This window comes from Amycolatopsis sp. NPDC101161, from assembly GCF_044768185.1.
Classification (GTDB): Bacteria; Actinomycetota; Actinomycetes; order Mycobacteriales; family Pseudonocardiaceae; genus Amycolatopsis.
In genome coordinates, this window is the sequence record NZ_JBIWPI010000001.1 from 129,914 (window position 1) to 153,362 (window position 23,449).

Annotated in this window: 16 protein-coding genes and 1 pseudogene; 11 read left to right on the top strand and 6 right to left on the bottom strand. The window is 72.4% G+C overall.

Annotated elements, in window-relative coordinates; translation table 11 throughout:
• Positions 1–4: 4 nt before the first annotated feature.
• Positions 5–1,294, bottom strand: a complete 1,290-nt coding sequence (locus ACIRSS_RS00730; RefSeq protein ID WP_400889032.1) for a hypothetical protein — start codon at positions 1,292–1,294, stop codon at positions 5–7.
• Positions 1,295–1,424: 130 nt separating this feature from the next.
• Positions 1,425–2,783, bottom strand: a complete 1,359-nt coding sequence (locus tag ACIRSS_RS00735; RefSeq protein WP_400889035.1) for a glutamine synthetase — start codon at positions 2,781–2,783, stop codon at positions 1,425–1,427.
• Positions 2,784–2,831: 48 nt separating this feature from the next.
• On the opposite strand from ACIRSS_RS00735, the gene ACIRSS_RS00740 reads away from it, so the two are divergent.
• Genes ACIRSS_RS00740 through ACIRSS_RS00760 form a run of 5 tightly spaced genes read left to right on the top strand, consistent with a single transcriptional unit; the run spans position 2,832 to position 8,200 of the window.
• A complete protein-coding gene (locus ACIRSS_RS00740) occupies positions 2,832–4,265 on the top strand; it encodes an APC family permease (protein WP_400889037.1) in 1,434 nt (477 codons plus the stop codon).
• Complete coding sequence (locus tag ACIRSS_RS00745; protein ID WP_400889040.1) at positions 4,262–5,386, top strand: amidohydrolase family protein; 1,125 nt, start codon at positions 4,262–4,264, stop codon at positions 5,384–5,386. Before ACIRSS_RS00740 ends, ACIRSS_RS00745 begins: the two co-directional genes overlap by 4 nt.
• Entirely contained in the window at positions 5,383–6,552 is a 1,170-nt protein-coding gene (locus tag ACIRSS_RS00750) for a M20 family metallopeptidase (RefSeq protein WP_400889042.1), read from the top strand. The genes ACIRSS_RS00745 and ACIRSS_RS00750 overlap by 4 nt, the downstream gene beginning before the upstream one ends.
• Before the next feature lie 18 nt (positions 6,553–6,570).
• Positions 6,571–7,605, top strand: a complete 1,035-nt coding sequence (gene lgt / locus ACIRSS_RS00755; protein WP_400889044.1) for a prolipoprotein diacylglyceryl transferase — start codon at positions 6,571–6,573, stop codon at positions 7,603–7,605.
• 16 nt (positions 7,606–7,621) lie between these two features.
• Positions 7,622–8,200: a TetR/AcrR family transcriptional regulator gene (locus ACIRSS_RS00760; RefSeq protein ID WP_400889047.1), complete on the top strand. Its 579-nt coding sequence runs from the start codon at positions 7,622–7,624 to the stop codon at positions 8,198–8,200.
• Here the strand turns inward: ACIRSS_RS00760 and ACIRSS_RS00765 are convergent.
• Both ACIRSS_RS00765 and ACIRSS_RS00770 read right to left on the bottom strand, forming a co-directional pair.
• Positions 8,178–9,284, bottom strand: coding sequence for an alpha/beta hydrolase (locus ACIRSS_RS00765; RefSeq protein ID WP_400889050.1), 1,107 nt, complete (start codon positions 9,282–9,284; stop codon positions 8,178–8,180). The genes ACIRSS_RS00760 and ACIRSS_RS00765 overlap by 23 nt on opposite strands.
• A 115-nt stretch (positions 9,285–9,399) precedes the next feature.
• Complete coding sequence (locus ACIRSS_RS00770; protein ID WP_400889052.1) at positions 9,400–10,188, bottom strand: SDR family oxidoreductase; 789 nt, start codon at positions 10,186–10,188, stop codon at positions 9,400–9,402.
• A 312-nt stretch (positions 10,189–10,500) separates the two neighbouring features.
• Between ACIRSS_RS00770 and gltB the strand changes: the two genes are divergently transcribed.
• The 5 genes and pseudogenes from gltB (at position 10,501) to ACIRSS_RS00795 (ending at position 20,373) form a co-directional block, all read left to right on the top strand.
• Positions 10,501–15,054 carry a glutamate synthase large subunit gene (gltB, locus tag ACIRSS_RS00775; RefSeq protein WP_400889055.1) on the top strand — a complete coding sequence of 1,518 codons (4,554 nt, stop codon included), beginning with the start codon at positions 10,501–10,503 and terminating at the stop codon, positions 15,052–15,054.
• Positions 15,047–16,555, top strand: a complete 1,509-nt coding sequence (locus ACIRSS_RS00780; protein WP_400889058.1) for a glutamate synthase subunit beta — start codon at positions 15,047–15,049, stop codon at positions 16,553–16,555. Before gltB ends, ACIRSS_RS00780 begins: the two co-directional genes overlap by 8 nt.
• 159 nt (positions 16,556–16,714) lie before the next feature.
• Entirely contained in the window at positions 16,715–17,602 is an 888-nt protein-coding gene (locus tag ACIRSS_RS00785) for a peptidase (RefSeq protein ID WP_400889061.1), read from the top strand.
• A 292-nt stretch (positions 17,603–17,894) separates the two neighbouring features.
• A pseudogene (locus tag ACIRSS_RS00790) lies at positions 17,895–18,711 on the top strand (ScyD/ScyE family protein); the annotation flags it as partial.
• A 270-nt stretch (positions 18,712–18,981) separates the two neighbouring features.
• Complete coding sequence (locus ACIRSS_RS00795) at positions 18,982–20,373, top strand: class II 3-deoxy-7-phosphoheptulonate synthase (protein WP_400889063.1); 1,392 nt, start codon at positions 18,982–18,984, stop codon at positions 20,371–20,373.
• 11 nt (positions 20,374–20,384) lie between these two features.
• Here the strand turns inward: ACIRSS_RS00795 and ACIRSS_RS00800 are convergent, their stop codons facing one another.
• Entirely contained in the window at positions 20,385–21,158 is a 774-nt protein-coding gene (locus tag ACIRSS_RS00800; protein ID WP_400889066.1) for an SDR family NAD(P)-dependent oxidoreductase, read from the bottom strand.
• Positions 21,159–21,244: 86 nt separating this feature from the next.
• On the opposite strand from ACIRSS_RS00800, the gene ACIRSS_RS00805 reads away from it, so the two are divergent.
• Positions 21,245–22,072 (top strand): helix-turn-helix transcriptional regulator, encoded by an 828-nt coding sequence (locus tag ACIRSS_RS00805; protein WP_400889069.1) that lies wholly within the window; start codon positions 21,245–21,247, stop codon positions 22,070–22,072.
• Between the two features lies 1 nt (position 22,073).
• Here ACIRSS_RS00805 and ACIRSS_RS00810 read toward each other — a convergent pair whose 3' ends face one another.
• Positions 22,074–23,390 carry a wax ester/triacylglycerol synthase family O-acyltransferase gene (locus ACIRSS_RS00810; RefSeq protein ID WP_400889072.1) on the bottom strand — a complete coding sequence of 439 codons (1,317 nt, stop codon included), beginning with the start codon at positions 23,388–23,390 and terminating at the stop codon, positions 22,074–22,076.
• Between the last annotated feature and the right edge of the window lie 59 nt (positions 23,391–23,449).

The window sequence follows — 23,449 nt, forward strand, 5'->3', positions numbered from 1 at the left end:
CCGCTCAGCCGTCCTTGAGCGTGTCCAGCGTCCGCACGGCGTCGGTCGCCGCCGCCTGGTCGGCCGGGTCCGGTTCGGCGGCCGCGTCCGGGTGGGCCGACGCCGCCGGGCGGGTGCAGCCCAGCTGCTGCAGCGAACCCTGGAGCCGGTCGGTCAGGAACTTCAGCAGGCCGACGCCGTCGTCCGGGGACGGCGCCGCCCGCAGCAGCCGCCGGTCGGCGGTGAGCCGGTCCAGCCCGGAGTTCCGCAGGTTGCGGCAGTACGACCGGGTACTGGCGGACCGCCGGTCCAGCGCGGGCTGGTCGACGCCCGCGCGGTACAGGTTCGCCTTGGCCTGGCTGGGTTTCCCGTCGACGAGCGTCATCGGGTCGCCCTGGGGCACCAGCGCGACCGGCGCCCGCTGCGCGGCCGCGGCCTGCAACTCGTTGAGGGCGAGCGACGTCGCGGGCCGGCCGCCGTCGGTGAGGTCCGGTGCCGTGAACGGCGTGCAGCCCAGCGCCGGGCCCACGAACACGTCGAGCAGCCGGTTGTCGCTGCCGTTGGCGAGCGTCGCGGCCCTCCCGAGCGCGCGGGCGTTGGCCGCGGTGGCCTGGGCCGTCCGGCCGTCGGGCGTCGCGAGGTAGGTCGTGGTGACGTTGTCGCTCTGGTCCTGGTCCACCAGCGAGAAGTCGCGCACCGACGGGCACGGCCGGCCGTCCTTCGCCCGGCCGAGCGGCGGGATCCGCAGCTTGCCCGCTCGCACGGCCTTGTTGGCCGCGTCGAAGAACGCCTGCGCGCCGCAGAAGGCGACCTGGCCGAACAGCGAGCGGCCCAGGCCGTTGACGCACTGGCCCGCGCGCAGTGCGGCCGGACTGCCGCCGAGGGTCAAGGTGTCGCCGTTGAAGCCGAACCACAGTCCGACGACGGCGCCGCGGGGCAGGACCGGGACGACCGGGGGCGCGGCGGGCCCGCGGCCCGCGTCGACGACGAGCGGGCGGTACACCGAAAGCTTGCCGGTGGCGGGATCGAGGATCGCCGCTTCGGCGAACGCACCCTGCGCGTCCACCGGTTCGTGGCACGCGCCCAGGCGCGGATCGGTCGCGCTGAGCTGGTACGGCGTGGCGAGGCCACGGGCGGACAACGGGTCGTCGGGCACCTTGAGGGTGCAGCCGGGGTTCGGGGTCGCGGGCGGCGGCGCCGGGGTGCGCGGTGCGGCCACCGCGATCCCGACCGCGCCCAGCGACGCCGCTGCCACCACGACGGCCACCTTGAGCTTCCAAGGCTTCTGCCGGTGGCGGGGACGAGCGTCTGGCATGGACTGTGCCTTCTTTCGGCCTCCTCACCTCACCCGGAGCGGGACGCTAGCACAGATAACGGCCCGATCACAGAATGATTTCCGGGCATGAATGCGACATTCGGCGCGAACGGTTTCCGGTGAAAAGATCTCAATGGAGGTAGCGCATCACGGCGCACAGCTCGTCGGCCGGCAGCTCGCCGAGCTGGGCGATCTCGCCCCGGCGCACGTCCATCAGCGTCGTCGCGAACTCCGCGCCGAACGCCTTCGTCAACACGGAATCCGCCTCGAACGCCGTCACCGCGTCGGCGAGCGACGTCGGCAGGCGGACCGCCGAGGGGAGCGTCCCCGGGTCGACGTCCACCGGCTCCGGCAACGAAGACGACTCCGAAATCCCGGCCAGGCCCGCGAAGAGCAGCGCCGCCACCACCAGGTACGGGTTGGCCGTCAGGTCGAAGCACTTGACCTCGAAGTTCGCCGCCCGGTCGCGCTGCCCGGCCGGCCCCTGCACCAGCCGCAGCGGTGCCTCGCGGTTTTCCAGTCCCCACACCGAAAACACGCCGGCCCAGTGGTGCGGCTCGAGGCGCAGGTAGCTGACCACCGACGGCGCGCCGATCGCCAGCAACGCCGGCAGCCGCGAAAAGATCCCCGCGCCGAACGCCTCCGCCGTCGGCGTCAGGCCGAACCGGCCGGCGCCGCCGGCGCACAGGTTCCGGTCGCCGTCCCAGAGGCTCAGGTGGACGTGCCCGCCGTTGCCGACGCCGTCCGGGGAGAACTTCGGCGTGAACGACGCCCGCAGCCCGTGCTGCTCGCTCACCATCCGGATCGTCTCGCGGGTCAGCACCGCGATGTCGGCCGCGCGCACCGGGTCGTCCGGCGCCACCGACAGCTCGAACTGCCCGGCCGCGTACTCGGGGTGGATCTGCTCCACCGTCACGCCTTGGGCGGACAGCGTGGACACCAGCACACGCAAGTACGACGCCCGCGCGGACAGCCGCGCGAAGCCGTAGGCCGGGCCCGCCGTGGCCGAGCGCGGGTCGTCCGGCGCGTCCGCCGCCGTGATCACCCACTCGATCTCGAACGCCGTCCGCACGTTGTAGCCCAGCGCCGCCACCTGCGCCGTCGCGGTCGCGGCCAGCGCCCGCGCGTCCTGCGGGTGCGGTTCGCCCTCGGTGTCGTACTTGCGGACCGGCGCCCACGCCCAGCCCGGCTGCGCGGCCAGCGGCACGAGCGCGTCGAGGTCCGGGTGCAGCCGCAGGTCGCCGACCGGGCCGCGCGAGTACGTGCCGTCGGTGATGTCGTCGGTGGCCAGGAAGAAATCGAACGAGTTCGACGCGCCGACGCCCCACGCCGCCGCCGACCACAGCCGGTCCACCGGGACGGCCTTGACGCGCGCGATGCCGCTGTTGTCCACGAACGTCAGCGCGACGAGCTCGACGCCGGCCGCGCGCAGGGCGTCCGCCCGCAGTGCGCCCTGTTGTGCGAGTTCCGCCCGGTCGAGCTGGCTCATCGTGCTCCCGTCGATGTTCACTGGTACTTCGAGAAAGAGGTGGAGATCGTGTCAGACACCGTCGAAACCCGTCCAGGGCTGCGCCGCTCCCTCTCCGTCTGGCAGGCCGTCGGCCTGTCGGTGGCGTTGATGGCGCCCAGCATGGCCGCCAACATCAACCCCCAGCAGACCGCGGCCGCCGCCGGCCGCGCCGTCCCGCTCGCCTTCCTGCTCTCGGCGGTCGGCGTGCTGCTGGTCGCGTACGGCTTCGTCAAGCTTTGCCAGTACTACCAGCACGCGGGATCGGTGTACGCGTTCGTCGGCGCGACGCTCGGCCCGCGCGCCGGCGTCGTCTCCGGCATCGGGCTGCTCGGCACGTACACGTTCTACGCCGTCGTCACGAGCTCGGCCGCGGGCACGCTCGGCACGGCCTTCCTGACGCAGGTGGGCATCTGGCCGGACCCGCCGTCCTGGGGGCCGTTCGTGCTGACGGCCGTGGCGCTGGTCGGCGCCTGGCTGCTGTCGGTGGTGCCCGCGCGCCGCGGCACGAGCACGCTGCTCGCCGTCGAAGGCGCGACCATCGCGGTGATCCTGCTGGTCACCGTGGTGATCCTGGTCCGGCTGCTGGCCGGCGGCGCCCCGGGTGGCGCGCGCTTCACGATGGACGTCTTCGTCCCGGAAACCGGGCTGTCCGGGGTCTTCCTCGGCGCGGTCTTCGGCTTCCTGTCCTTCGCCGGGTTCGAAGCCGCCGCGACGCTCGGCGAGGAGACCCACGACCCGAAGCGCAACATCCCGCGCGCGATCCTCGGCACGGCGGTCTTCGGCGGCGTCTACTTCGTCGTGGTCACCGCGGTCGAGATGATGGCGTTCGGCTCGGACGCGACGGCGTTCCACGACTCGCCGTCCCTGCTCGGCGACCTCGGCAGCCGGTACGCGGGCGCGTGGGTCGGCGACGTCATCAGCGTCGGGGCCGCGATCAGCGCGTTCGGCTGCTGCCTGGCCTGTGTCGTCGGCGGTTCGCGGCTGCTCTACGCCCTGGGCCGCGACGCGGTCGGCGGCCGCGGCATCGGCCGGACGTCGAGCCGCGGCACGCCGGTGGCGGCGGTCAGCGCGGTGACCGGCGCGGCCGTCCTGATCATCCTGGTGTGCGCGCTGTTCTTCGGCGCGACGGCGTCGGACACCTTCGCGTGGAGCGGCTCGATCGGGACGTTGATCCTGCTGGTGATCTACCTGCTGACGACGGCCGGCGCGATCCTGCTGCTGTTCGTCAAGCGCCGGATGCGCGTGCCGGCGTGGCACCTCGTGTTCCCGATCGGCGCGCTCGCCGTGCTCGGCTACACCGTCTACGTCAACGTCGTGCCGTACCCGACCGAAGGCCCGGCACGGTGGTTTCCCGTGGTGGCCGGGGCCGTGCTGGTGCTGGCGGTGATCTTGGTGCTGTCCGCACCCGGGTTCGCTCGTAGGGTGGGGGAGAGGCTGACCACCGCGGACGGAGGCGCATGACCGACCTGCTCCCGTTCGTCGCGGACCTGCCGCTGGTGGACCACCACTGCCACGGCGTCGTCACCCACGACGTGGCCCGCGCGGACTTCGAGGCGATGCTGACCGAGGCGGACACGACGTCGCCGCTCGGTACCAGCCTCTTCGACTCGCTGATCGGGCTCGCGGTGCGCGCACGCTGCGCACCCGTGCTCGACCTGCCGGCGCACGCCCCCGCCGACGTCTACCTCGACCGCCGCGCCGAACTGGGCGCGGCCGAGGTGGCGCGGCGCTTCCTGCGCGCCACCGGCACGACGGACTTCCTGCTGGACGGCGGGTTCCTGCCCGACGCGCTGACCACGACCGGCGAGTTCGCGGAGCTGGCGGGCACCCGCGCGCACGACATCGTCCGGCTGGAACAGGTGGCCGAGCACGTCATCCGCGGCAGCACGGCTCAGGGGTTCGCCGCCGCCTTCACCGATGAGCTGGGGAAACGCGCCGAGACCGCGGTCGGGCTCAAGTCGATCGCTGCCTACCGCGTCGGCCTGGAACTGGCGGGGGAGCGGCCTTCGCCGGCCGAGGTGGAAGCCGCCGCGGGACGGTGGCTCGCCGCGGGCGGCGGCCGGCTGGCCGACGAGGTGCTGCACCGGTTCCTCGTCTTCACCGGGCTCGACCTCGGCTTGCCGGTGCAGTTCCACGTCGGGTACGGCGACTCCGACGTCGACCTGCACCGCTGCGACCCGCTGCACCTGACGGGGCTGCTGCGCGCCACCCGCGACCGCGGCGTGCCGATCCTCCTGCTGCACAACTACCCGTTCCACCGCAACGCCGCGTATCTCGCGCAGGTTTTCGAGCACGTGTTCGTGGACGTCGGGCTCGCCACCCACAACGCGGGGTTCCGCGCGCCGTCGATCCTGGCCGAGCTGCTGGAGATCGCGCCCTTCGGGAAGGTCCTCTTCTCCACCGACGCGTTCGGCCTGGCCGAGCTGTACCACCTGGGCACGGCCCTGTTCCGACAGGGACTTTCGGACTTCGTGCGCGCCGGGCTCGACGCGGGCGCGATGTCCGAAGTGGACGCCGTCCGGCTGTGTGCTTTGGTGGGACACGAGAACGCGAAGAGGATCTACCGCTGGGAGCGCGCGTGAGTGATCTGTGGGACGCCTGGACCGAGGCGATCGAGGAGGAGCTGCCGGCCGCGATCGAGCTGCGGCACGCGGTGCACGCCGACCCGCGCGGCTCCGGCGACGAAGAGGACACCGCCCGGCTGGTCGTCGCCGCGCTCGGGGCCGGCGACGGCGTCCCCGTCGCCAAGACCGGCCGCGCGATCCTCCTGCCCGGCGGCGAGGGCCCGGCCGTGGCGCTGCGGGCCGAGCTCGACGCCCTCCCGGTGCTGGAGGGCACCGGCGTGCCGTGGGCGTCGGGCAACGAGTTCATGCACGCGTGCGGCCACGACGTCCACCTCGCCGCGCTGGTCGCCGTCTGCCGGGCGGCGCGGCGCGTCGGCGTCCCGCGGCCGATCCTCGCGCTGCTGCAGCCGCGCGAGGAGACGTCCCCGCCCGGCGCGCTCGACGTCGTCGAGTCCGGGGTGCTCACCGAGGCCAGGGTGGACGCGGTGATCGGCGCGCACGTCCAGCCGCGGATCGCGCACGGCGTCGTCGCGGCGGTGCCGGGCCCGGTCAACGCGTCCACCGACGAGTTCGAGGTCACGATGCAGGGCCAGGGCGGCCACGCCGGCTACCCGCACCTGCTGCGCGACCCGATCCTCGCGCTGTCGCAGCTGGTCGTGAGCCTGCAGCAGCTCGCGTCGCGCCGGATCGACCCGGTGTTCGGCGCGGTCTGCTCGATCGGCCGGATCCAGGGCGGCTCGGCGGCCAACGTCGTCCCGAACACCGCGACCGCGTTCGGCTCGCTGCGCCTGATGCGCGCGAAGGACCGCGAGGACGCGCTGGAAGCGCTCGCGGACATCGTGCACGGCACCGCGCGGGCGCACGGCTGCACCGCCGAGCTGGAGATCAGCCCGTGCGAGCCGGTCCTGGACAACGACCCGGCGCTGGCGGCCGGGGCGCGGCACTGGCTGAGCCACGGCGGCTTCGTCGTCGACGACCAGTTCCGGTCGTTCGGTGCGGACGACTTCGCCCACTACTGCGGCGGCGCGACCCGCGGCCTGATGCTGTTCGTCGGCCTCGGCGACACCGCGGGCGTGCCGAGCCTGCACGACGACCAGTTCCTCCCGCGCGACCAGGCCGTCGTCCAGGTGGCGCACGCGCTGGTGGCGGGCTACCTGGCCGCTGTGGATGCCGAGAGCCGCTAGCGCTACGGTGGCCGCGTGATGAGCGCCTACCTCGCGACGATCCCGAGCCCCGACCAGGGGGTCTGGCACCTGGGGCCGATCCCGATCCGCGCGTACGCCCTGTGCATCATCGCCGGCATCATCGTGGCGATCTGGTGGGGCGAGCGGCGCTGGGCCGCCCGCGGCGGCACCAAGGGCACGGTGATCGACGTCGCCGTGTTCGCCGTGCCGTTCGGCCTGGTCGGCGGCCGGTTGTACCACGTGATCACCGACCCCGAGCTGTACTTCACCGAGGGCAAGAACCCGTGGAAGGCGTTCGCGATCTGGGACGGCGGCCTCGGCATCTGGGGCGCGATCGCCCTCGGCGCGGTCGGTGCGCTCATCGCCTGCCGCCGCAAGGGCATCCCGCTGCCGGCGGTGGCGGACGCGATCGCCCCGGGCATCGTCGTCGCGCAGGCCATCGGCCGCATCGGCAACTACTTCAACCAGGAGCTCTACGGCGCGCACACGGACCTGCCGTGGGGGCTCGAGGTCTACCAGCGCTTCAACCCGGAGGACCCGGACAACCTCCTGAACGGCGTCGCGACCGGGCACATCCCGCTGCCGGAGAGCCCGGTCCACCCGACGTTCCTGTACGAGCTGATCTGGAACCTGCTGGTCGCGCTGCTGGTGGTGTGGGCGGACCGGCGCTTCAAGCTCGGGCACGGCCGGGCGTTCGCGCTGTACGTCGCGGGCTACACCGTGGGCCGCGGCTGGATCGAGATGATGCGGACCGACACCGCGAACCACATCCTCGGGCTGCGCGTGAACGTGTGGACGTCGATCCTGCTGTTCGCGGCGGCGGTGGTGTACTTCGTGCTCGCGGGCAAGCGCGGGCCGCGGGAGGCTCCGGAGACGCTGCGGAGCAAGGACGCGCCCGGTCCGGACGAGACGCCGGTCGCGGAGTCCCCGTCCGAGGAGGCTTCGGAAGAAGAGCCCGAGCACGCGAAGGTGGCGGCCGAGGCTCCGGCGGCGGAAAAGCCCGCTTCGGAGGACGCCTCGACCGAGGAACCGAAGAAGACCGAAGAAAGCTGATCTGGCCAGGTGGGGGATGCCGCGTAACCGACGCCCGCAGGACAGGGAAGAGAAGCGCGGTGAGATCGTCGCCGCGGCCACGCGGTTGTTCGTGGAAGACGGCTACGACCCCACGACGGTGACGCGGATCGGGCGCGAGGCGGGGGTGACCTCCAACACCGTCTACTGGTACTTCAAGGACAAGGACGAGGTACTGGTCGCCGTGCTGGACGCGCTGTTCGCGCAGTTCCTGGCCGGCGTGGCGGAACGCTCGGCCGAACCGCCGGTCGAGCAGTTGCTGTGGGCGGTCGCCGAGCTGCGGCGGGTCGATCGGCTGATCACGACGGTGCACGCCAGGGTCGCGGCGTCGGAGGCACTGCGGGTGTGGCACGACGGTTTCCACGCGCAGGTGGAGGCGATCCTGCGGTGGCACCTGGCCGCGTTGGGCGTGCCGGAGACCGAGCAGGCCGCGATGACCCGGATCGGGGTGTTCGTCGTCGAAGGGATGCTGACCCACGCGGGCGACGCCGTGGGCGATCGCGCCGTCGTCGAGACGCTGGTCCGCAGTGCCCGCGGCATCGCCGCTGTGCCGGCTACCGGATCGCCGCGGCCGTGAACCGGGCCGCGAGGAACCGGATCTGGTCCGCGACGGCTCGCTCGAACAGGTCACCGACGTAGATGTCGAAGTGGTCACCGTCGTAGTGGTTGACCTGGACGTGGTCCTGCCCGGACGCAAGGCGGGCCGTGGTGCGCGCGGGGGCGGCGCGGTCGTCGTCGCACACGCACAACAGGGTCGCCGCGGCGATCTTGCGCAAGTCTTTGCCGGGCCGGTACAGCGGTAACCGCAACGCGAGCCGGGCCGCGACCGCGTTGGCGCTGTCGCCGCCACCGTCCGGGCCACTCATGACACCCCAGATCGTGTCGCGGCCGACCGCGGTGTCGCCAGGGCGGAACGGCTGCCCGCCCGTCTCGACGGTCGCGGACAACCCCTTGCCCACGGCTGAAACCCGGGTCAGAACCTTCGCGGTGCGCGGCGAGAGCCGAGACCCCGCCGGGATCAGCTGGGACGCCGCGGCGATCGCGGTCGGCGACACCAGGAAGGCGGGCATCCACCACACCCCGACCACCGGAGCCAGCACCGGCTTCGCCCCGAACACCGACCCGGCGACGTCGAGCAGCGCGGCGATGACGAGCCCGGCCATGCTCACCGGGCCGGCCCGGAACCGGGAGAGCAACGACGCCGGCCCGTCGGTGAACGGGCACTGGGCCACCACCGCGGCCAGATCGTGGTCCTCGCTCGCGATCCGCAGCACGTGCCCGCCGCCGAACGAGGTCCCCCACACCGCGACCCGGTGGGGGTCGACCTCCGGCAGGGACCGGCCGTAGGCCAGTGCGGCCCGCCAGTCGTCGAGCTGGTCGCCGATGTCGAGCAACTGCCGAGGAGATCCCTCACTGGCCCCCAGGTACCGGTAGTCGAACACCAGCACCATCCACCCCTGCGCGGCGAACCGCTCCGCGAACGCGTCCAAGCGCCACTCGCGGACCGCGCCCAACCCGTGCGCCATGACCACCAACGGCCGAGGCCCGCCCTCCGCTGACGGCGCGTACAGCCACGCCGCGCACCGCACGCCCCCGGACTCGAACCACACGTCCCGCCGCACCGACGCGGTGTGGCTGTCCTTCTCCGCCGAAGTTTCCATCGCCTGCCCCGCTCAGCTCACCCGCCGCTCTTGACTTGCGATCAAGAGCAAGTAGAGGCGAAGGCTAGAAGCCTCTTGATCACAAGTCAAGAAACGAGGTTCCGAGAGGTGGGGGTCAGCCGAGGTCGGGCAGACCCAGTTCCAGGTTCGGCGCCTGCAACCCGCCGTCGACCTCGAGGATCTTGCCCGTGATGTAGCCGCCGGCCCGGGACGCCAGGAACACGACCGTCGCCGCGATGTCTTCCGCCTCGCCGATGTGGTGCAGCGGCGTCGCCGACTCCATCTTCTCCTTCAGCTCCGGGTTGCCGACCACGATCTCCAGTGCCGACGTCGCCACCGAGCCCACCGAAATCGCGTTCACCCGCACGCGGGGCGCCAAGTCCGCCGCCGCCAGGCGCGTGTAGTGCGCCAGGGCCGCCTTCGCCGTTCCGTACGCCGCGAAGCCGCGGCCGGAGACCCGGCCCATCACCGACGAAATGTTGACGATCGAGCCGCCCGCCTCCACCAGCGACGGTGCCGCCGCCACCGTCAACGCGTGCGCCGTCGCCACGTTGAAGCGGAACGCTTCCTCCATGAAGTCCACCGAAGACTCCAGCAGGGGCCGCGGGTACGTGCCGCCGACGTTGTTGACCACCAGGTCGAGCCGGCCGAACTCCGACACCGCCGTCGACGCCAGCGCCGCGGCCGCGTCCGGGGAGGACAGGTCCACCGGCACCGCCACCGCCCGCCGGCCGGCCGCCGAGACGCGCGCGGCGATCTCGTCGAGCTGAGCGGAAGTGCGGGACGCGATGACCACGTCGGCACCCGCTTCGGCGAGCGCCACGGCCGTGGCCGCGCCGATTCCGCGTCCGGCGCCGGTGACCACCGCGACCTGGTCGGTGAGCTTGAACCGATCGAGGATCATGCGGCGAAATGTAACACGTTCTAGTGACCGGAAGCACAATCCCGGGCTGCCGGGTCGGGCCCGTCACGTTAGGCTTGACGGGAGTTTCCGGGCCGTATACTTAGCACAACGAACTACCGGGAACCCATCAGGAACTACGTCGTTCCGCGCAGCCAGATCGTTACCGTCCGACGTCGCTCGGGGCGCTCTGAACAGGTGCTGGCATGTTTCCCAGGTGTTAAAGTCGCGCTAACAAGCGGGCCATCGTCGTCCCGTGCGCTCCCCGGCCGGTAGCCCGGCCCCGCACGAACAGACGACGAAGGAGGTCCCTTCATGATCTTCTCCGCCATTCCCGGCAAGCAGGGTCTTTACGACCCGGAGACCGAACAGGACTCCTGCGGTGTGGCCATGGTGGCCGACATCCGCGGGCGCCGCTCCCACGGAATCGTCACCGACGGCCTGGCCGCGTTGACCAACCTCGACCACCGCGGCGCCGCCGGCGCCGAACCCACCAGCGGCGACGGCGCCGGCATCCTGCTGCAGCTGCCCGACACGCTGCTGCGCGCAGAAGCCGGCTTCGCGCTTCCCGAACCCGACTCCCACGGCCACCACGCCTACGCCGCCGGTATCGCTTTCCTGCCCGAAGACGCCGAGCAGCGCCGCAAGGCCGTCGGGCTGGCCGAACGCATCGCCGTCGAAGAGGGCCTGGAGGTCCTCGGCTGGCGCGAGGTCCCCGTCGACGCCGACCGCGCCGACATCGGCCCGACCGCCCGCTCGGTCATGCCGCACTTCGCCATGCTTTTCGTGACGGCGGACGGAAAAACCGGCCTGGAGCTGGACAGGCTCGCGTTCTGCCTGCGCAAGCGCGTCGAGCACGAAAGCGCGAACTCCGGCTGCGGCACGTACTTTCCGTCGCTGTCGTCGCGGACGATCGTCTACAAGGGCATGGTGACGCCGGAGCAGCTGCCGGCGTTCTTCGGCGACCTTCGCGACAAACGGCTGGAAAGCGCCATCGCGCTGGTGCACTCCCGCTTCTCCACCAACACTTTCCCGTCGTGGCCGCTGGCGCACCCGTTCCGGTTCGTGGCGCACAACGGCGAGATCAACACCATCCGCGGCAACCGCAACCGCATGCGGGCCCGCGAGGCGCTGCTCGAATCCGACGTCATCCCGGGCGACCTGTCGCGGCTGTTCCCGATCTGCTCGCCGGACGCGTCGGACTCCGCGTCCTTCGACGAGGTCCTCGAGCTGCTGCACCTCGGCGGCCGGTCGCTGCCGCACGCGGTGCTGATGATGATCCCGGAGGCGTGGGAAAACCACGCCACCATGAAGCCCGAGCGCCGCGCGTTCTACCAGTTCCACGCGAGTCTCATGGAGCCGTGGGACGGCCCGGCGTGCGTCACCTTCACCGACGGCACCCTCGTCGGCGCGGTCCTGGACCGCAACGGCCTGCGCCCGGCGCGCTGGTGGCGCACGGCCGACGACCGCGTCGTCCTCGCCAGCGAGGCCGGCGTCCTCGACGTCGCCCCGAAGGACGTCGTGGCGAAGGGGCGGCTCAAGCCCGGCCGGATGTTCCTCGTGGACACCGAAGCCGGCCGGATCGTGGACGACGAAGAGGTCAAGTCCGCGCTCGCCGGCAAGCTGCCCTACGAGGGCTGGCTGCACGCGGGCCTGCTGAAGATCGCCGAGCTGCCCGACCGCGACCACGTCGTGCAGAGCCACGACTCGGTGCTGCGCCGCCAGCTTTCCTTCGGCTACACCGAAGAAGAGCTCAAGATCCTGCTCGCGCCGATGGCGGAGAAGGGCGCCGAGCCGATCGGCTCGATGGGCACGGACACCCCGCCCGCGGTCCTGTCCCAGCGATCTCGCCTGCTCTACGACTACTTCAAGCAGAACTTCGCGCAGGTGACCAACCCGCCGCTGGACGCGATCCGCGAGGAGCTCGTCACCTGCATGGCGCGGATCATGGGCCCGGAGCGCAACCTCCTGGCCCCCGGGCCGGCGTCCTGCCGCCACCTGAAGCTGCCGTACCCGGTGATCGACAACGACGAGCTCGCCAAGCTCATCCACATCAACGACGACGGCGACCTCCCCGGCTTCGCGTGCAGCGTCCTTTCCGGACTGTACGAAGTGGACGGTGGTGCCGAGGCGCTGGCCGGCGCGATCGAACGCGTCCGGCGGGAGGCGTCCGAAGCGATCGCGGCGGGCGCGCGCACGCTGGTGCTGTCCGACCGCGACTCCGACCACCGGATGGCGCCGATCCCGTCGCTGCTGCTGGTCTCCGCGGTGCACCACCACCTGGTCCGCACCAAGGAACGCCTGCGCGTCGCGCTGGTCGTCGAATCCGGGGACGCGCGCGAGGTGCACCACATCGCGCTGCTGCTCGGCTACGGTGCCGCCGCGGTCAACCCGTACCTGGCCTTCGAGACCATCGAGGACATGATCGGGCAGGGCGCGGTCACCGGCATCGAGGCGGGCAAGGCGATCCGCAACTACGTGCAGGCACTCGTCAAGGGCGTCCTGAAGATCATGTCCAAGATGGGCATCTCGACGGTCGGCGCGTACACCGCCGCCCAGGTCTTCGAGTCCCTCGGCCTGAGCCAGGACCTGCTCGACGAGTACTTCACCGGGACGTCGTCGAAGCTCGGCGGCGTCGGGCTCGAGGTGCTCGCCGAAGAGGTCGCCGTCCGGCACCGCCGCGCGTACCCGGACAACCCGACCGAGCGAGTCCACCGCGGACTCGACACCGGCGGCGAGTACGCCTACCGCCGCGAGGGCGAGCTGCACCTGTTCACGCCGGAGACGGTGTTCCTGCTGCAGCACGCGTCCAAGACCGGCCGCGACGAGGTCTACCGCAAGTACACCGACGAGGTGCACCGCCTCTACCGCGAGGGCGGCACGCTGCGCGGGCTGTTCTCGTTCAAGAACGGCGTCCGCGAGCCGGTGCCGCTCGACGAGGTCGAGCCCGCCGAGGCGATCTTCAAGCGCTTCAACACCGGCGCGATGTCGTACGGCTCGATTTCGGCCGAGGCGCACGAAACCCTGGCCATCGCGATGAACCGGATCGGCGGCCGCTCCAACACGGGCGAGGGCGGCGAAGACCCCGAGCGGCTTTACGACCCCGAGCGCCGCAGCGCGATCAAGCAGGTCGCTTCGGGCCGCTTCGGCGTCACGAGCGAGTACCTCGTCAACGCCGACGACATCCAGATCAAGATGGCGCAGGGCGCGAAGCCCGGCGAGGGCGGCCAGCTGCCGCCGAACAAGGTGTACCCGTGGATCGCGCGGACCCGGCACTCCACGCCGGGCGTCGGCCTGATTTCCCCGCCGCCGCACCACGACATCTACTCCATCGAGGACCTCGCGCAGCTGATCCACGACCTCAAGAACGCCAACGAGCACGCCCGCATCCACGTGAAGCTGGTGTCCTCGCTGGGCGTCGGCACGGTCGCGGCGGGCGTCTCCAAGGCGCACGCGGACGTCGTGCTCATCTCGGGGCACGACGGCGGCACCGGCGCGTCCCCGATGAACTCGCTCAAGCACGCGGGCACGCCGTGGGAGATCGGCCTCGCCGAGACCCAGCAGACGTTGCTGCTCAACGGGTTGCGCGACCGGATCACCGTGCAGGTGGACGGCGCCATGAAGACCGGGCGCGACGTCGTCATCGCGGCGCTGCTCGGCGCCGAGGAGTACGGCTTCGCGACGGCCCCCCTCGTCGTCGCGGGCTGCATCATGATGCGCGTCTGCCACCTCGACACCTGCCCGGTCGGCGTCGCCACGCAGAGCCCCGAGCTGCGCAAGCGCTACACCGGCCAGGTCGAGCACGTCGTCAACTTCTTCAAGTTCGTCGCCGAAGAAGTCCGGGAAACCCTGGCGGCGCTGGGCTTCCGGACGCTCGACGAGGCGATCGGTCACGCCGAGCTGCTGAACACCGACGAGGCCGTCGACCACTGGAAGGCGTCCGGTTTGGACCTGGCGCCGATCTTCGAGATGCCCTCGGAGACCCCGTACGGCGGCGCCAAGCGACGCACCCGCGGCCAGGACCACGGCCTCGAGCACGCGCTGGACCGCACGCTCATCCAGCTCGCCGAGGCGGCGCTGGAAGACGCGCACCACGTGAACATCGAGCTGCCGGTGCGCAACGTCAACCGGACCGTCGGCACGCTGCTCGGCTCGGAGATCACCCGCCGCTACGGCGGGGACGGCCTGCCCGAGGGCACGATCCACGTCACGCTCACCGGATCGGCGGGCCAGTCGCTCGGCGCGTTCCTGCCGCGCGGCATCACCCTCGACATGGTCGGCGACGCGAACGACTACGTCGGCAAGGGGCTTTCGGGCGGCCGGATCGTCGTCCGCCCCGACCCGGAAGCGTCCTTCGCGGCCGAGGCGCAGACGATCGCGGGCAACACGATCGCCTACGGCGCCACCGGCGGCGAGATCTTCCTGCGCGGCCAGGTCGGCGAACGCTTCTGCGTCCGCAACTCCGGCGCCACGGTCGTCGCCGAGGGCGTCGGCGACCACGCCTTCGAGTACATGACCGGCGGCCGCGCGGTGGTGCTCGGCCCGACCGGGCGGAACCTGGCGGCCGGCATGTCCGGCGGCATGGCGTTCGTGCTCGACGTCGACCGCAAGAAGGTCAACCAGGACATGGTGGACCTGCTCAAGCCGACGGCGGACGACCTGGCCTGGCTCAAGAAAACGGTGCAGCAGCACCACGATCTCACCCGCTCCGCGGTCGCGGCCTCGCTGCTCGGCGACTGGCCGCGCCGGTCCGTGGCGTTCACCAAGGTGATGCCGCGCGACTACCAGCGGGTTCTGGACGCGGCGAAGGCGGCGAAGGCCGCCGGCCGCGACGTCGACGAGGCGATCATGGAGGCCGCTCGTGGCTGACCCGACCGGTTTCCTGAAGTACGACCGCGAAGAGCCGCCCAAGAAGTCCAAAAAGGACCGCTTGGAATCGTGGGGCGAGGTCTACGCGGACGTCGACCCGGGCGAGCGCAACGAAAAGGTGCGCAAGCAGGCGTCCCGCTGCATGGACTGCGGCATCCCGTTCTGCCACTCCGGCGGTTCGGGCTGCCCGCTCGGCAACCTGATCCCCGAGTGGAACGACCTGGTCCGCCGCGGCGACTGGGCCGCGGCGAGCGACCGGCTGCACGCCACCAACAACTTCCCCGAGTTCACCGGGAAGCTGTGCCCGGCGCCGTGCGAGGCGGGCTGCGTCCTGTCCATCTCGCCGCTGTCGGGCGGCCCGGTGGCGATCAAGCGCGTCGAGCAGACGATCGCCGACCAGTCGTGGGAAGCGGGCTACGTCCAGCCGCAGGTGTCCGAAGTGGCCAGTGGGCAGCGCGTCGCGGTCGTCGGCTCCGGCCCGGCCGGGCTCGCCGCCGCGCAGCAGCTGACCCGCGCCGGCCACGAGGTCACGGTGTTCGAGCGCGACGACCGCCTCGGCGGCCTGCTGCGCTACGGCATCCCCGAGTTCAAGATGGAGAAGAAGGTCCTCGACCGCCGCCTCGCGCAGCTGCGCAAGGAAGGCACCCGGTTCGTCACCGGGTGCGAGGTCGGTGTCGACTTGTCGGTGGAGGACCTGCGCGCGCAGTACGACGCCGTCGTGCTCGCGGTCGGCGCGCTGCGCGGCCGCGACGACACGACGACGCCGGGCCGCGAGCTGGCCGGCATCCACCTGGCGATGGAGCACCTGGTGCCGGCCAACAAGTTCGTCGAGGGCGACGGCCCGCCGTCGGTCGACGCGCGCGGCAAGCACGTGCTGATCATCGGCGGCGGCGACACCGGCGCCGACTCCTACGGCACGGCCACCCGCCAGGGCGCGCTTTCGGTGACGCAGCTGGACCAGTACCCGATGCCACCGTCCACAAGGGACGACGAGCGGTCGCCGTGGCCGACTTGGCCGTACATCCTGCGCACCTACCCGGCGCACGAGGAAGCGGGCGAGCGGAAGTTCGCGGTGGCGGTCAAGCGGTTCGTCGGCGACTCCGAGGGTCGCGTGACGGCGGTGGAGCTGCAGCAGGTCCGCGTCCAGAAGGACCCCGCGACGGGCCGCCGCGAGGTGATCCCGGTCAACGACGAGGTCGAGACGCTCCCGGCGGACCTGGTCCTGCTGGCGATCGGCTTCGAGGGCGTCGAGGAGATGCCGCTGCTGGACGGGCTGGGGCTGTCGCTGACGAAGCGAGGCACGCTGTCGTGCGGCGCGGACTGGCAGACGGAGACCCCGGGCGTGTTCGTCTGCGGCGACGCCCACCGCGGCGCATCGCTGGTGGTGTGGGCGATCGCGGAGGGCCGCTCGGTGGCCAACGCGGTCGACGCGTTCCTGACGGGAGCGTCGGACCTCCCGGCCCCGGTCCACCCGACGGCGTTGCCGCTCGCGGTCGTCTGACGTTCGGTTCACGAAAGCCCCCTCGCCGCTGACGAGGGGGCTTTCGACCGTTTCGACCCATTACTCCGGATGGCGGCTGTGCACTCCGTGCACGGCCAACTACTTTCGAGTAGCTGTGCCGCTTTTGCGACAATTCACTTCCGCGGAAGGTGGGGCGTCTTGAAGCACACGACTTTCCGGGCAGCGGTCGTCACCGCGGTCCTCTCCCTCGCGTTCGCCCTGGCCGGGCCGCCCGCCCAGGCCGCGCCGAAACCCTTCTGGACGCCCGATGCCATGCGGGCGGCCGTGCCCATGGACAACCTCGTCAAAGCGCCGGCTTTCACGCCGAAAGACGTGGCGCGCGGCCGAAGCGCGATCATCCGGAGCATCCCGAACGGCGGGGGCGCCTGGACCGGCGGCGGCAAGGTCACCCAGACCGCCGGCCGCGTGTTCTTCCTCTTCAACGGCCAGAAAGCCTCGTGCTCCGGCGACGCCGTGACCAGCACCAACGGCAGCGTCGTCGTCACCGCCGGGCACTGCGTCAAGTACCAGGGCACCTGGCACACCGAGTGGGTCTTCGTGCCGGGCTACAACAACGGCAACGCGCCGTACGGCCAGTGGGCCGCGAAGTCGACGCTGACCACGCCGCAGTGGGAAGCCAGTGAGGACATGAACTACGACGTCGGCATGGCCGTCGTGAACCCGCTCAACGGGCAGCGGCTCACCGACGTCGTCGGCGCGCAGGGGATCGCCTTCAACCAGCCGAAGAACCAGAGCATGTACACCTTCGGCTACCCGGCCGCCTCGCCGTACGACGGCACGAAGCTGATCTACTGCAGCGGCAGCACCTTCACCGACTTCCTGCTGACGCAGGACCACGGCATGAAGTGCGACATGACCGGCGGCTCCAGCGGCGGCCCGTGGTTCCTGTCCTTCACCGAGAGCACCGGCGCCGGCGTCCAGGCTTCGGTGAACAGCTTCGGTTATACGTTCCTGCCCGGGTACATGTTCGGGCCGTACTTCGGCACCGACGCGCAGAACCTGTACAACCGCGCACAGGCCGGGTGACCGCCGGGCCACGCTCGGGTGCTGCGGAAAACGTTGGTACTCCTGGCTTTCCTGCCCCTGCTCGCCGCACCTCGCGTCGGGGCGGCCTTGCTGAAGATCTCCGCTGCCCGACGGGGCTGACCCGGCCACCCTTCCGGTCATCGGGGCCGATGCCGGCCAGGGCGGCCTGAAGACGGTCGCCACCGGGCTCGACAACCCGCGGCACCTGACCGTCCACGACGGCGAACTGTAAGTCGCCGAAGCCGGGGCGGGTGGCGCCGGGACGTGCGTCGAAGGCCCGGAAGGGCCCGCCTGCTTCGGCCTCGCCGGCTCGGTGGCGCTGCTCGACGGCCACGGCGGCGTGCGCCGGATCCTGACCGGCCTGCCGTCCGCGGCCGCGCCCGGCGGAGCCGCGGTCGCCGGCCCGACGGACGTCGCGTTCGTCCACGGCGTCCCGGTCCTGCTCGCCGGCGACGTGCTCATCGACCCGGCGACCGGAGCCAGCCCGTTCGGCCCCGACGGGCGGCTGCTCGGGAGGCTGTCGGCCGCCTTCGGCCGGCACGTCGTGCCCGGCCCGGACTTCGCCGCGTTCGAGGCGAAGAACAACCCGGACCACGGTGCCGGAGCGGATCCGGCCACGCCGGTGATCGACTCGAACCCGTTCGGGATGACGCGCTACCGCGACGGCTTCGCGGTCGCCGACGCGGCGGGCAACGACCTGCTCTACGTCGACGGCCGGGGCCGGATCAGGGTGCTCGCGGTGTTCCCGCCGAAGCGTGCCGACGTCGGTCGTCGTCGGCCCGGACGGCGCGCTCTACGTGTCCGAGCTGAGCAGCATCGCGGTGGGCGCGGCGCGCGTGTGGCGCGTGGTGCCGGGGAAGCGGCCGAAGATCCACGCCGACGGCTTCACGGCGCTGACCGACCTCGCGTTCGACCGCGCGGGCCGGCTGCTCGCCTTGACGTTCGCTCGTGACGGGATCGCGGCGCCGCCCTCTCCCGGCGTGCTGACCCGGGTGGAGAAGAACGGCACCCGGACCGGCCTGGCCGTGCGCGGTGACGAGGTGTTCGTCACCACCAACGGCACGTCGCAGGGCACGGGCGCGGTCGTCCGGCTCGTCCCGCGCGGCTGACCCCGGAGGTGGGGGGGGGGGGGGCCCGGGGGGGCCCCCCCCCCGGGGGGGGGGCGCCCCCGGCGCCGCGGGCGGGGGGGGCCCCCACAAAGGGGGGGGGGGTGATGGGGGGGGGGGGGCCCCCCGGGGGGGGGGGGGGGGGGGCGCCGGCGGGGGGGGCGGGGGGGGGGGCCGGGGGGGGGGGGGGGGGCCCCCGGGGCCCCCCCCCCACGACCTGGGGACGGCGAACCGGGCGAAGCGCGGAAGGGCGGAAACCCTATCCTGGTGTTCGTGAACTGGACTGTGGACGTCCCCGTCGACACCCTGCCCGAACTGCCGCCGCTGCCGCCGGAGCTGCGCGCGCGGCTCGACAAGGCGCTGGCCCTGCCCGCGGCGCAACAGCCGGAGTGGCCCGACCCGGACGCGACCCGGCGGGTCCGCGGCGTGCTGGAGAGCGTGCCGCCGATCACGGTCCCGGCCGAGATCGACCGCCTGAAGGACCGGCTGGCGATGGTCGCCCGCGGCGAGGCGTTCCTGCTGCAGGGCGGTGACTGCGCGGAGACGTTCGAGTCCAACACCGAGCCGCACATCCGCGCCAACCTGCGCACGCTGCTGCAGATGGCGGTCGTGCTGACCTACGGCGCGAGCCTGCCGGTGGTCAAGGTCGGCCGCATCGCCGGCCAGTACGCGAAGCCGCGGTCGGCGGGAACGGACGCGCTGGGCCTGCCGGTCTACCGCGGCGACATCATCAACTCCCTCGTCGCGAAGCCCGAGCTGCGCGTGCCCGACCCCGGCCGGATGATCCGCGCCTACGCGAACGCGGGTGCGGCGATGAACCTGGTCCGCGCCCTCACCGGCGCCGGCATGGCCGACCTGCACCAGGTGCACGACTGGAACAAGGACTTCGTCTCGGCGTCGCCGGCGGCGCAGCGCTTCGAGGCGCTGGCCAACGAGATCGACCGCGGCCTGCGGTTCATGTCGGCCTGCGGCGTCACGGACACCTCGCTGCAGTCCACCGAGATCTTCGCCAGCCACGAGGCGCTGCTGCTCGACTACGAGCGGTCGATGCTGCGGCTCGACAAGGCCGACGCGGCGAACCCGAAGCTGTACAACCTCTCGTCGCACTTCCTGTGGATCGGCGAGCGGACCCGCCAGCTGGACGGCGCGCACATCGCGTTCGCCGAGCTGCTGGCCAACCCGATCGGGTTGAAGATCGGCCCGACGACCACGCCCGAGCAGGCGCTGGAGTACGTCGAGCGGCTCGACCCGCGCTTCGAGCCGGGACGCCTGACGCTCATCTCCCGCATGGGCAACGGCAAGGTCCGCGACGTCCTGCCGGCGATCGTGGAGAAGGTCGAAGCCTCCGGCCACAAGATCATCTGGCAGTGCGACCCGATGCACGGCAACACGCACGAGTCGTCGACCGGGTACAAGACCCGCCACTTCGACCGCATCGTCGACGAGGTCCAGGGCTTCTTCGAGGTCCACAACCAGCTGGGCACCTACCCGGGCGGCATCCACGTGGAGCTGACCGGCGAGGACGTCACGGAGTGCCTGGGCGGGGCCCAGGAGATCTCGGACATCGACCTGTCGGGCCGCTACGAGACCGCCTGCGACCCGCGCCTGAACACGCAGCAGTCGCTGGAGCTGGCGTTCCTGGTCGCGGAGATGCTCCGCGGCTAGGTGTTGCCGAGCTAGGCCCCGGCACCGCCGTCGACCGGGACGATCGCGCCGGTCACCATGGCCGCGCGGTCGCTGAGCAGCCACGCGGCCGCCTCGGCGACCTCGTGGGGTTCGGCCATGCGCCCGAGCGGGACCGACGCGGTGATCTGCTCGACGACCCCGGGTGACGCCGCTTCCCACGCGTCGATCATGTCCGTGGCGGTGCCGCCGGGGGTGAGGCCGTTGACCCGGATGCCCTGCGGGCCCCAGGTCACGGCCGCGGTCTCGGTGAGGCTGTTCAGCGCCCGTTTCATGGCGCCGTAGGCGGGCAGGGCCGGGTTGGCCCGGCGGCTGCCGATGCTGGACGTGTTCACGATCGCCCCGCCGCCGCCGCGGCGCATGAGCGCGGCCTCGGCGGTCATGGCGGTCCAGTGCGCGCGGAAGTTCACCGCGAACTGCTCGTCGATGTCCTCCTCGGCGGTCGTCTCGAGCGGGCCGGGCCGCTGGATGGCCGCGCCGTTGTTGAACGCGCCGTCGAGGCGGCCGTGAAGCTGCTCCACGCGGTCGACGGCGGCCCGGATGCTCGCGGGATCGGCCAGGTCCAGCGCGACGGTGTCGGCGGTTCCGCCCGCCGCGCGGATCTCGCCGGCGACGCGGTCGAGGGCCTCGGTGCCGCGCGAGGCCAGCACGACGGCGGCGCCCTCCCGGGCGAAGAGGCGGCCCGCGGCGGCGCCGATGCCGCGGCTGGCTCCGGTGATGAGCACGACCTTGCCGGTGAGCAGGCCGATCGAAGGGGAATTCGTCATGGTTCCGACGGTGCTCCGGTCCGCGACGCGGAGGCAGGCACAAGCCGTACCAGGATCCGGCGCGGGTGCGTCCGCATACTGGGGAGGTGGACAAGCAAGAGCTCGGGGCGTTCCTCCGCAGCCGGCGTGAGCGGCTGCGGCCGCAGGACGTCGGCCTGCCCGCCGGGCCGCGCCGGCGAACGCCGGGCCTGCGCCGCGAGGAGGTCGCGGTGCTCGCGCACATCTCCACCGAGTACTACGTCCGCCTCGAGCAGGGCCGGGCGCCGCGGCCGTCGGGCGAGGTCCTGGCCGGGATCGCCGGCGCGCTGCGGCTGACCGACGCCGAAACCGAGCACCTGCACGTCGTGGCGGGCACCGCGCCGATCCGGAACGCCGTGCACCGCCGGGACGTGCGGCCCAGCATCCTCGCGCTGCTGCGGCGGCTGCCGCAGACGGCCGCCATCGTCATCTCCGCCACGTTCGAGGTGCTGGCGTGGAACGACCTCGCGGCGGCGCTCATGGAGGACTTCGCCGCCGTGCCGCCCGAGCGGCGCAACCTCGCCCGCAAGGCGTTCCTGGGGCCGGCCGAGCCGCCGTACGGGATTTCCGACGCCGCGGAGTTCCGGCTCACCGTCGTCATGGAGCTGCGCGCCACCCTGGCCCGCTACCCCGCGGACCCGGCGGTGCGCGGGCTCGTCGAGGAGCTGCGGGCGGGCAGCGCCGACTTCGCCCGGCTGTGGGAGCGGCACGACGTGCAGGCGACGCCAGTGCTCACGAAGACCTTCCGGCACCCGGCCGTGGGCGAGGTGACGGTCGACTGCGACTCCCTCGTCCTGCCCGACTCCGACCAGCACCTGGTGCTCTACACCGCACCGCCCGGCTCCCGCGGCGCCGAGGCGCTGGCGTTCCTGGAAGTGGTGGGCGTGGCTCCCTGAGTCAGGAGGCGTCGACCAGCCGGGCCGCGGACTTCAGGACCGCGTCCCGCAGGGAACCCACGTCCGGGACCGCCTCGCCGTTGACCTGCAGTCCGATGTGGACCGAGTCGCGGTAGGTCGCCACCGCGATGCCGACCGCGTGCCGCGGGGCCAGCGGGACGAACGGGTACATCTCCGCCAGCCGGGCGCCGCCGAGGGACAGGCGGGCCGGGGGCACCGGGACCGTCGTGATCACCAGGTCGAACAGCATCGGCGCGGCCAGGCCCGCGGTGCGCGTGCCCAGGCGGTGCAGCAGCGGCGGGACGCGGCCGGCCAGCAGCGGCAGCGCCCCCGCGCCGCGGCTCGGGCCCGCCGCCTTGTTGCGGGTCATCGCGCGGCGGACCACACGCAGCCGCTCGACCGGGTCGTCCTCGCCGACCGGCAGGTCGCACAGGTACCCCGACAGCTTGTTGCCGCCGAGCTGGTCGCCCGTCCGGCCGCGCACGCTCACCGGGATCAGCGCGCGCAGCGTGCGGCCGTCGGCGCGGTGGCCGCGGTTCACCAGCCATTCGCGCAGTGCGCCGGAAAGCACCGCCAGCACGACGTCGTTGGTCGTGCCGCCGTGGGCCTTGCGCACGCGGCGCAGCTCGCTCAGCGGCAGCCGGACGAACCCGAGCCGGCGCTCGGCCGACTGCGGCGCCGACACCGGCGACAGCGGCGGCCGCGCGGCCCGCACGAGCGACGACGCGATCCCGGCCGTCTCGTTCGCCTGGCCCCAGACCGTGCCCAGCGCGTCCTTCACCGTGTCCAAAGTAGACCGCGGCGCCGGGATCGGCCGGGCCGGCGAGGAGATCCGCTCCGGCAGCTTGACGCCGTCGAGCAGGCCGGCCGCGACCGCGTACGCGCCGGCGCCGTCGGTGAGCGCGTGGTGGAGCTTCAGCAGCAGCGCGAACTTCCCGTCCGGCAGCCCGGTGACGAGGGTGAGGTGCCACAGCGGCCGGGACGTGTCGAGCGGCTCGGCGATCCACCGCGACGCGTACGCGGCCAAGGGGTCCGGTTCGTACAGTGAGCTGAGCGTCGCGTGGTGGATGTGGTCCGCGGCACGGAAGTCCGGGTCGTCGGCCCAGCTGGCCGAGCCGGGCGGGAACAGCTCCGCGCGGGCGCGCTGGCGCAGCTTCGGCAGTCGCGCGGCGCGCTCGGCCAGCACCGCGGTCAGCGCGGCGGGGTCCACCGGGCCGCGGGCGGTGAAGGTGACCACCGCGCCCATGTGCATCGGGGAGTTTTCGCTTTCCAGGCACAGAAAAGCGACGTCGAGTGCGCTGAGCGGCGAGCCTGCCATGGGCGACCTTTCCGGGTTCGCGGGTGTGCACGGCCACGTGCGTCGGAAGGGAAGAAACC